At 62.5% G+C, this 9,605-nt stretch carries 8 protein-coding genes and 1 pseudogene; 5 read left to right on the forward strand and 4 right to left on the reverse strand.

The annotated features are described in order from the left end of the window. Positions 1-7: 7 nt before the first annotated feature. Both U5A56_RS15845 and U5A56_RS15850 read left to right on the forward strand, forming a co-directional pair. On the forward strand, positions 8-1,012 hold the full coding sequence (locus tag U5A56_RS15845; protein WP_321923281.1) for a chemotaxis protein CheB: 1,005 nt from the start codon (positions 8-10) through the stop codon (positions 1,010-1,012). Positions 1,013-1,173: 161 nt separating this feature from the next. Then, a pseudogene (locus U5A56_RS15850) lies at positions 1,174-1,347 on the forward strand (BON domain-containing protein); the annotation flags it as partial. Between the two features lie 49 nt (positions 1,348-1,396). Here the strand turns inward: U5A56_RS15850 and U5A56_RS15855 are convergent. After that, positions 1,397-1,888 (reverse strand): PRC-barrel domain-containing protein, encoded by a 492-nt coding sequence (locus U5A56_RS15855; RefSeq protein WP_321923283.1) that lies wholly within the window; start codon positions 1,886-1,888, stop codon positions 1,397-1,399. Positions 1,889-2,430: 542 nt separating this feature from the next. Between U5A56_RS15855 and U5A56_RS37185 the strand changes: the two genes are divergently transcribed. Then, on the forward strand, positions 2,431-2,724 hold the full coding sequence (locus U5A56_RS37185) for a hypothetical protein (protein ID WP_415749149.1): 294 nt from the start codon (positions 2,431-2,433) through the stop codon (positions 2,722-2,724). 34 nt (positions 2,725-2,758) lie between these two features. Here the strand turns inward: U5A56_RS37185 and U5A56_RS15865 are convergent, their stop codons facing one another. The 3 genes from U5A56_RS15865 to U5A56_RS15875 all read right to left on the reverse strand — a co-directional run bounded on the left by U5A56_RS15865 (position 2,759) and on the right by U5A56_RS15875 (position 4,129). Continuing rightward, positions 2,759-3,313: a phasin family protein gene (locus tag U5A56_RS15865; RefSeq protein WP_124485937.1), complete on the reverse strand. Its 555-nt coding sequence runs from the start codon at positions 3,311-3,313 to the stop codon at positions 2,759-2,761. Positions 3,314-3,443: 130 nt separating this feature from the next. Further along, positions 3,444-3,641 (reverse strand): hypothetical protein, encoded by a 198-nt coding sequence (locus U5A56_RS15870; RefSeq protein ID WP_044848675.1) that lies wholly within the window; start codon positions 3,639-3,641, stop codon positions 3,444-3,446. 98 nt (positions 3,642-3,739) lie between these two features. Then, the gene (locus tag U5A56_RS15875) at positions 3,740-4,129 is read right to left on the reverse strand and encodes a hypothetical protein (RefSeq protein ID WP_321923285.1); all 390 of its coding nucleotides are present in this window, start codon (positions 4,127-4,129) and stop codon (positions 3,740-3,742) included. Between the two features lie 701 nt (positions 4,130-4,830). Here U5A56_RS15875 and U5A56_RS15880 point away from each other — a divergent pair. Continuing rightward, positions 4,831-8,916, forward strand: a complete 4,086-nt coding sequence (locus U5A56_RS15880; RefSeq protein WP_321923287.1) for a CheR family methyltransferase — start codon at positions 4,831-4,833, stop codon at positions 8,914-8,916. A gap of 21 nt (positions 8,917-8,937) precedes the next feature. Next, complete coding sequence (locus U5A56_RS15885) at positions 8,938-9,534, forward strand: recombinase family protein (protein WP_044848672.1); 597 nt, start codon at positions 8,938-8,940, stop codon at positions 9,532-9,534. The last annotated feature ends 71 nt before the right edge of the window (positions 9,535-9,605 follow it).

Raw genomic sequence — 9,605 nt, forward strand, 5'->3', positions numbered from 1 at the left:
AGGTGCCATGAACCACCGAGACATTGTTGTCATCGCCTCGTCCCGCGGTGGCCTCTCGGTACTCCGGACGCTGGTGGCGGGCGTTGCCGCGGATCTCCCGGTGCCGATTTGCATCGTGCAGCACATCGGCCGGCATCGGACGATCCTGCCGGAGCTGCTGACGCGATGGGGTCCCTTGCTGGCAAGCCAGGCGATGCATGGGGAACGCCCCCAGCAGGGAAGGATTTACATCGCGCCGCCGGATCGGCACATGATTCTACGCGGCGGGATCTTCTTGTTGCTCGATACCGCTGCCGAAAACTACACCCGTCCGGCCGCCGATCCGCTGTTTCGATCGGCGGCACGTGAATACGGCGCCGGGGTGGTCGGCGTGGTGCTCAGCGGCGATCTGGACGACGGCGCAGCCGGACTTGCCGCAATCCGGGCCCGCGACGGCTACGGGATCGTTCAGGACCCCGATGAGTGCGACGCGCCTTCCATGCCGCGCAGCGCGCTTGCCGCGGCGGGCGCCGATGCGATCGCCCGGGCCGATGAACTGCCGCAGACCATCCATGCAGCGGTCTACGGTGCACGTGTGGAGGAGAAGGACAAGATGGCAGAGTTGCGCGATCTGGACGAAGAGGCCCGGCTTGCGGAGCGCGGCCTCGTGACGCCACAGCTACTTGATGCGATCGGCGAACGCTCCGCGCTCACATGCCCCAGTTGCCACGGCGTGTTGTGGCGCATGAGCGACGATCGCCCGTTGCGCTATCGGTGCCATACCGGGCACGCGTTCTCCGTGCTTTCGCTGGAGGACGCGCAGGCGCAGAAAGCGGAAGACACGATATGGGCGGCGATCCGGGCGGTTCACGAGCGAATGATCTTTGCGCTCGAGCGCCAGAAATGGGCCCGACAGAGCGGCAACGCCGAGGACGTTGCAATCGAGCAGGCCCGCATCGATGAGAACCAGCAACTCGCGGAGGTCCTGCGCAATGCCGTGGGGGCGACGATGCACCGGAGCGAAACGCAGTAAGCGGACGCTGATTGGAAACGCGGCAGACGACGTATGTTTCAGGGTGGCCTTGATTTCCGTTCAGTTTTCCGATGAGAGCGATCTCGACCGCATGCGGTCTTGCGAACTGCCCCAATAGACATCGGTTTTAGATCAAACGGTTGTTGTCTGGATGGCAACGCGTGGGCAAGGACAACGTGTCGTCAGGCGATATCCACGTGAAGACGCGCCACGGCGACCTCGTGCTGACGGGCAGTGTGCCGGACCTGCAGCAGCGCACGCTCGCCGTCAATACGGTGAAGCAGGTCGATGGCGTGCAGCACGCCCACGACCAGCTCACGATCCGGCCCAGATGACGGCGCACGTTTCCATGCTGCTCTCCTGCGACGATGCAACCGCCGCGTGTCAGCGCTGGCATCCGTCGTGCCCAGGAACATTTGGCGCCAGCTGATCTTCAGGCATATCGGACCCGAACTCGTCATCGACGCTCCAGTGAGGCACGCTGCTGTAGTAGTCGCGGATCGGTCCGGCCCATTGCGGATCGGCCAGAGCCGGCCAGTGGTCCTTGTCGAATCCCGGTGCGCTGCGAACCTGTTCGATTGACACCGACAACACGAAGCACTTGTGTGCAGCGTCAAGCGTGAGCTCATTCCATGGAATTGCGAGCAGCTTGTCGCCAATCCCGAGCAGGCCGCCGCTCGACAGCACCGCATAGGCGACTCGACCGGAGCCGACATCGAGCATGATCGCCTTGATCCTGCCGGCGTGGTCGCCGTCCGCGGTGAGCACTTTGTCGCCTTCGAGCGTACTGGCGGCCATGAAGTCGGGGCCAGGGCCGCGCGCAGTTTCACGTTCCTTGCGAATGATGCGGGTTCCGTGGTGGTCGGTGGTGTTCATGGTGATCCTACTGGCTGGCGCGAATGTCGACTCTGTCGGGCAGCGTTTCGCGCGGGTGAGTTTCCAAATCGGCGGGACGCGTCGCGCATCGTCGACATGCTGCTCCGAACGATACGCATGCGTGCCGCCGTGATACGCCTGCGGCGGCGTCGAATGTACGGCGCGCCGGCCCAGGGTCAACGCGTCGTCGCCGGCGTGGTGGGGTTTGGTCGTGTCGGATGCTCCTTCGGGGCACGCGTTCGCCAGCGCAACGGACGTTCCCGCGGCGGCGTGGCTATGCCGCTTGCGGCAGCCACTCCCGTCACATCACGACGCTAGCGCGGCGGCCGGGCGGAGGAGCGAGCCTGCGGGCCGCGACATGGCAACGCCGTGCAACCCCCGCAACGGCGGCGTCGACAATGCAGGAGGGCGCTACGACTTGGCCGAAACCGACACATCCGGTCCACTACGAAGTCAACGTTCGCGGCGGTGGATTCGATACGGCGAGGGACCGTTTTCAGGTTTGGAAGCACGAGCCGCCGGTTTCGCGGCCCGACAGGCTGATGTTCGAGGGCAAGAGGGAGGTGCGGTGGCTCGGGAATGCCGGCTTCAACGATACCGAAGCCGTGCGTCGGGCGTTGCAGTCGGCGAGCCATCCGCAGGACGATTTCGCACTCGCCGCGCGGGAAAAACAGCTGGACAATCGTGGTTTTTCAACCGGAACAATCGACAAGTCAAACAGGCACGCTCGATCGAATCCGACGCCGACGAGCGCGCGTGAAGCCCCGCAGATGCCCGCAAATGCACAGTCGATCCGGGCGTGGTCCGCGATGGAAAATGTCCGCTTGGTCGAGTGATGTGCGGCGACAGGCTGCGGCACTGCCGGCCAAATTATCGTTTCGCCGCGCGCTGCTCCTGCTCGATCGCGCGCCTGGCGTTCTTCGACACCGCGGCCGCCGCCACATCGACGGTGCTTTGCGCGACTTCGACCGCCTGCTGCCCGGTTTTCCCTAGCGTCTGATAAAACTCGTTGGTGGCATCGATCGCGGAGTTCAAGGCAGCCACGGCCGCCTCGGAGCCGCTCGGCGCGTGTTTCGTCGCGTTTTCCACGAAGGTCTGGACACGACGAACATACGCGTCGCTTCCCGCCTGCGCGGCCTCGAGCATCGACGTCTGAGCGGACGACATGATTCCCCAGAACTCGCTGCTGTAGGACTGAACGTTCTCGGCCATCGGCGCGACGGTCGCACTCTGGATCGCCAACCAGTCTTGCGGCTTGACGATCGCGTTCTGTCCGATCTCCAGCGCGCTCTTCAGCGTCGACCGCGTGAAGCGCGCGTTGAGTTCAGCCAGTTTCCCGACACCATCGACCATCGTGCCGGCCAGATCGAAAAAAGTGTCGAGATTGGCGCGCTGCGCGCCGGAAACCAATTCATGGGTTTGCATGATCGACAATCTCCTGAATTGAATGAACTACCGTGGATGTTCACCTGCTCGGCGCGCGGACGTTGGCCACGTCACGGCTTTTCGCCTGTCGCGCCTGGCCGCCATGACCCGGTCGGTCAGCGAAGGCTGGTCAATGTGCCCGCATCACTGCCCGAAGGAGTAATTCGCCGTCATCCGTCACCGAGGGACGCCGCACGCCGGAAGCGAGCCGCTCGAGTATGACGAGTTGCTGCTCGAGCAGCGTATCGAGTTCCTCGCGTTCCATGTCGATCTGGTCTGGCGACGACTTGATCAGCATGAGCGCCGCCAATTCGTGAGGGCTCAGCATTTTTGTCTCCTGGAATTTGAAATAGGCGTTTTTACCGATCCACTGAGTGTCGGTCGTGACGACCGCAAACCGGGACTACGTCGCGCGCTTTGGCGCGATCATTTTCGCCTGGAGCACGTGACGTGATCCGTGACATCTCCGGCCAGCGTCAGCCGCGGACCTGAGCGTACGCGTGCGAATGGACCGACCGCGTCGCGTGCGCCGCCCGTCCCCGATGCAGGCTCGGCTCCGGGATTCGAGATCACCGTCAAATGAAACGGCGCGACTCTCATTTCGAGATGCGGGTCGCCGAGCATGGCGGCGAGGTCGGCGATGCGCATCGGATGGGCGCCGATAACATCGACCGTCATCGATTCCATGCGGGTCGTCCGATCGACTTCAACTCTCCAACGACACACTTTCATGCCGTTTTTTGCGAGGCATTGCCAGATCGCGATGACCTTCAGCTTGCCGAAGTCAGCACGAATCGAAAGCCTTTGAACAACCATCGCGATTTCCCTGTAAGGAGCTCGTCCGAGCCGGGATGGGACCGTACGTAGCATAGGCCAGGGACGATCGCGAGTACACGACGTAAACATGTCCGTATGTTGAGCATTACGGACAGCTGCGCCGATTGCAGGCAAGAGCGATTTCTCGCTCGTCGATACGTTCGAGCGTGAGAATGCGACGCCTTCGGTTGTCGATAGCGAACAAGGAGAGACGCGGCGGGGCCGGCACCTTGTCGCGACCCAATGGTCGGCGAGATCGCGCACTGAGCGTGCGGCGCGAAAACTGCGCGTGCTCCCTGTTGTCGCCAACGACGTGGATGTGCGAAGCCCGAATCCAATGGATACGTTTCCATCAGGCACATTCATGACCGATTTTCGTTGCGATATCCCGCGCATCGGAGATTTCAGTTTCGGCAACTGTCTGCGCAGCTGTTTCGGTTATGTGAGATGTATGACGATCGATGTGTCGGGCGTACCGCGGAAAAAAATACTTGGCGGGGCGGTGCGGCGACCCTGCGTCGCGGCAGGGGGAAGAGGCGGGCGGCGGCCCGGCGCGCGCGGCATGGCGGCATGCGGCAAAAATCTTGCAGTCGCTGCTTCTCGAAGGATAATGGAAGTTTACTGCGCATCTTGGTGCAAGCGGGCCAGGAGCCTGCCTGACCCTGGCCGCGAATACCTATTCTTCCGAAGGATCAGCAGCGATGTCGAAAAGACGCGGCCACACTCTCCCGAGCCAGGCAAATCATCCGATCGTCGGTATCGGCGCATCGGCGGGCGGGTTGAGTGCGCTCCTTGAATTTTTCGAAGCGCTGCCGGCGCGCACGTCGATGGCGTTTGTCGTGGTTGTGCATTTGGCGCCTGATCACGAAAGCAACATGGCTTCGCTGCTGCAGAAGGCAACCAGCATGCCCGTGCTCCAGGTGACGAGCGCCACGCCCATTCAGCCGGATCACGTCTATCTGATCGCACCCTCGCTCGCGCTGACGATGGTCGACGACTATTTGCGCGTCGCCCCCAATCAGCCTGAGGAAGGGGGGCGCAAGGCCGCGATCGATCTGTTTTTCCGGACACTGGCGGAAGCCCACCGCGAACGCGCAATCGGCATCGTGCTGTCCGGCGCCGGCTCGGACGGGTCCGTCGGGCTGTCCAGAGTCAAGGAGATGGGCGGCATCACGCTTGCCCAGGACCCGGCGGAAGCGGAATACGACAGCATGCCGTGCAGCGCGATTGCGACCGGCATGGTCGACTTCGTGACCACTGCGGCGGAGATGCCGCAGCGGCTAATGGACCTGTGGCTGACTGCAAAGGAAATACATCTGCCGGCGGTCGAAAACGAGGAACACCTCTACGATCTGGGCAACGAGGCGGCAGAACGGGCGCTGCGCGAGATCATGATCATCCTGCGCACGCGCACCGCGCACGATTTTCGCCATTACAAGCGGGCGACCGTTCTGCGACGGATCGAGCGCCGCATGCAGGTCAACGGCATCACCGATCTGCAGGCGTACCGCGACCACCTCCACCTGCACCCGGAGGAAACCCAGGCGCTGCTGCAGGACATGCTGATCAGCGTCACGAACTTCTTCCGCGACAAGGAGGCGTTCGACGTGCTGGAGCGGGATGTCCTGCCCGGTATCTTCGATAGGCGAGACGAGCAGGACCGCGTCCGCGTATGGTCGGTCGGATGCGCCACCGGCGAAGAAGCCTATTCGCTGGCGATGCTGCTGCAGGACCGATCGCTGAAGTCGCCCGAGGGCAATTCGTTCCAGGTCTTCGCGACCGATATCGACGAGCGGGCAATCTCCTTCGCGCGTGCCGGCCTCTATCCCGATTCGATTCTCGCCGACGTGACGCCGGGCCGCGTACGCCAGTTCTTTACAAGAGACGCCGCGCACTATCGGGTCAAGAAGGAACTGCGCGAGCACATGCTGTTTGCGCATCACAACGTGTTGAGCGATCCACCGTTCTCGCGGCTCGATCTGATTTGCTGCCGTAACTTGCTGATTTATCTGGATCGGGAAGCCCAGATTGAAATTCTGAAGATGTTTCATTTCGCGCTACGTCCGGGCGGCGTGCTGTTTCTCGGCAGCTCCGAATCGGCCGACAGCGTCAGTTCGATGTTCACCGTCATCGACAAGCGCAACCGCATCTACCGTGCGAACGTGGCGGTGCGCGGCGATACGCTCGTGCCGGCGTCGATTTCCAGCACCCTGAGCGCACGGCCGATCGTTTCGACGGTGCAGCCGCCGGGACGCCGCCGCCTCTCCTTTGGCGACCTGCATCAGCGTCTTGTCGAGCAACATGCACCGCCCAGCGTGCTCGTCAGCCGCGATTCCGAAATCGTTCACTTGTCCGACCGCGCAGGGCGCTTCCTGCAGTACTCGGGGGGCGAACCGTCTCACAACATCATCGCGGTGGTGCGCCCCGAGCTGCGGCTCGAACTGCGCACCGCGATCTACCAGGCCTTGCACACGAATCGCAGTGCGGAAGCGCGACGTGTGAGGATAGAGCGCGAGGCACGTTCGTATTTCGTCAACATGACGGCGCGTCCCGTGCACGATCCCGAGGCCAATGCGGATTTCGTGCTGGTGTTGTTCGATGAAGTCGAAGACAGCATGAGCGGATCGGAAACGTCGACGGCCGACGCGCAAAAAGATCCGATCATCAACCAGCTCGAGCGCGAGTTGCAGCGCACGAAAGAGCAGCTTCAGTCGACCATCGAGCAGTCGGAAACGTCGACGGAAGAGCTGAAGGCCTCCAACGAGGAACTTCAGGCCATCAACGAAGAACTGCGTTCGGCGACAGAGGAGCTCGAAACCAGCAAGGAAGAGCTTCAGTCGATCAACGAGGAGTTGACCACCGTCAATGCCGAGCTGAAATCGAAGGTGGAGGAAACCGGCAAGATCAACGACGACTTGCACAACCTGATTGCCGCGAACGACATCGGCACGATCTTCGTCGATCGCAATATCTGCATCAAGCGTTACACGCCGCGTGCGACCGATGTCTTCAGCATCATTCCTTCCGATATCGGACGATCGTTGCTGGATATCACGCATCGGCTCGAATACCCGAAGCTCGCCGACGATGCAGCGGAGGCGTTCGATTCGCTGCGCCTGATCGAGCGGGAGCTGAAGAGCAACGATGGGCGCTGGTATCTCGCGCGCTTCGTTCCCTACCGGACGACGGAAGATCGTATCGACGGCGCGGTGCTGTCGTTCGTCGACATCACGGACCGTCGTCACGCGGAAGACCGGCTGCGCGAAGGCGAACGGCGCATGCGTATCGTGGCCGAGGGCACCAAGGACTACGCGATCATCACGTTCGACGACGACGGCCTCATCACGAGCTGGAATGCCGGTGCGAAGCGGATCTTCGGGTACACGGAAGCGGAAATGATCGGGCAGTCCGCCGATATCCTTTCGACCGAGGAGGACCGTGTCAATAACGTTGCCCGGCGCGAATTCGCGGAGGCCCGACTGAATGGGCGCACCGAGGAGGAGCGCTGGCATCAGCGCAAGGACGGCACGCACTTCTTTGCGAGCGGCGTGCTGGCGCGTCTGGATGAACCGGGTGTGAGCGGATTTGCGAAAATCGCTCGTGACCTCGGGGAATTCGCCGAGTCCGCAACGGCCGCCCGCGCCGCAAAGCCCGAACTCGTTCGAGAAGCCAGCGAGCGGGATACCCAGCGGCGGCGCGACGAATTCCTCGCCGTGGTATCCCACGAACTCAAGCATCCGCTCAATCTGATTTCGGCGAGCGCGGAACTGATTGCGCGCGCGCCGGAAACGCGGCAGAACCTGAACCTCTTGCGTGCAACCGACACGATCCGGCGCACCGTGATGGGTCAAGCCCAGATCATCGACGATTTACTCGATATCTCGCGCGTACGGACCGGCAAGCTGTCGGTGGTGCGGACGCCCGTCGACCTGCGCGAGGTCGTCCGTCGTGTCACCGACGCCGTCCAGGCCGAAGCGACCCAGCGCAGCCTCGCGCTCAACGTCGCCATGACGGGCTCGCCGGTCATCATTCATGCCGACATCACGCGGATCGAACAGACGGTCTGGAACCTGATCAGCAATGCGCTGAAATTCACGCAACGCGGTTCGGTGGATGTCTCGCTGCAGGTCAACGAACATGCCGAGGCCGTGCTGCGTGTGGCAGATACCGGCAGCGGCATCGAGCCGTCGCTGTTGCCGCACATCTTCGACATGTTCCAGCAAAGCCGGGACTCGAACGCACGCCGTGCCGGCCTCGGCATCGGCCTTGCGCTGGTCAGGGATCTCGTGAGCCTGCATGGCGGCGCGGTACGGGCGGAATCGGAAGGTGTCGGCCGCGGTGCGACATTCACTATCACGCTCCCGACTCATCGCGCTGTCGCAGTTACGAGTCCTGCCAGCGGACCCGTGGCGGAATCGTTGCACGGTCTGCATATCCTGATGGTCGATGACGACGCTACAACCGTCGAAACCTTCAAGGTCCTGCTGGAAAGCGATGGCGCGATCGTTCAGACGGCGACCAGCGGAGAAGAGGCGTTGTCCCTGCTCGACGGCCAGATACCGGACCTCGTCCTGTCCGATATCGGCATGCCGGGCATGGGTGGGTTGGCGTTCATCGCGAAACTACGCGAAGCGCCGGCGCTCAGATCGGTGACCTGTATCGCGCTCAGCGGCTTTGGCCAGGAGGCCGACGTGAAGGAGGCCACGAATGCCGGCTTCGATGCGCATCTGCTGAAACCGGTGGCGCTGGACGACTTGCTGTCCGTTCTTGCGCGTTCGCGTCGTTGATGCCCGCTCCAGGACACCGTCGTGGCTCGCACTTATTTCTACCTCAACAAACCAGTCGATCGTCAGGATCCGGAAAAGGAGTTGTTCGAGCTCGACAAGGCCGGTTACACCGTCGTGCTCAGCCGCACCGCGATCGAACATGTGCACCCGTACGTCGCGGCAGCCGGTCGGCCGGAACTGAAGGGTCTCTTGCGGCGTGTTGCTCCCGGCGATTCTCTGGTGGTACTCGAACTTTCCGCGCTCGGGTGCAGCGCGCGCGATGTACTTTCGACGTTGATGGCATGTCGCGACAAAGGAATTTCCGTCCTGTGCGTCGAACTCGGCAACGTGGACCTCGCAGGCCGTCCCGAACGGCAAGCGGTCAAAACGCTGCGCGCGATCGTCCAGATGGAAATCGCGACGAGAAGCCAACGCAGCCAGAACGGCCTGAAGTTCGCGCAGGAACGCGGACAGCATACTGGCCGGCCAGCCTCGCTGTCGCGCCACGATCAGGAGCGCGTCATGCGTTCGCTCGACAAAGGCCTGTCGGTCAGCGAGGTCGCACGTAAATTCGGCACCTCGCGTCAAACCGTCATGCGGATACGGGCGTCTTCCGCGACTGCCGCTACGGAAGACTGACGGGTGCGCAATTGTCTTGACTGCTCGGGTACAGTCGGAAGTTTAGTTGACATAATGCCGATGATCGAACT

The organism is Burkholderia sp. BCC1998, assembly GCF_905339875.1.
GTDB lineage: Bacteria > Pseudomonadota > Gammaproteobacteria > Burkholderiales > Burkholderiaceae > Burkholderia.

Excerpts from the sequence above, each read along its gene's own strand:
- U5A56_RS15845 (WP_321923281.1), top strand. The coding sequence starts at position 8 with ATGAACCACCGAGACATTGTTGTCATCGCCTCGTCCCGCGGTGGCCTC.
- U5A56_RS15855 (WP_321923283.1), bottom strand. The coding sequence starts at position 1,888 with ATGAACACCACCGACCACCACGGAACCCGCATCATTCGCAAGGAACGT.
- U5A56_RS37185 (WP_415749149.1), top strand. The coding sequence starts at position 2,431 with ATGTTCGAGGGCAAGAGGGAGGTGCGGTGGCTCGGGAATGCCGGCTTC.
- U5A56_RS15865 (WP_124485937.1), bottom strand. The coding sequence starts at position 3,313 with ATGCAAACCCATGAATTGGTTTCCGGCGCGCAGCGCGCCAATCTCGAC.
- U5A56_RS15870 (WP_044848675.1), bottom strand. The coding sequence starts at position 3,641 with ATGCTGAGCCCTCACGAATTGGCGGCGCTCATGCTGATCAAGTCGTCG.
- U5A56_RS15875 (WP_321923285.1), bottom strand. The coding sequence starts at position 4,129 with ATGGTTGTTCAAAGGCTTTCGATTCGTGCTGACTTCGGCAAGCTGAAG.
- U5A56_RS15880 (WP_321923287.1), top strand. The coding sequence starts at position 4,831 with ATGTCGAAAAGACGCGGCCACACTCTCCCGAGCCAGGCAAATCATCCG.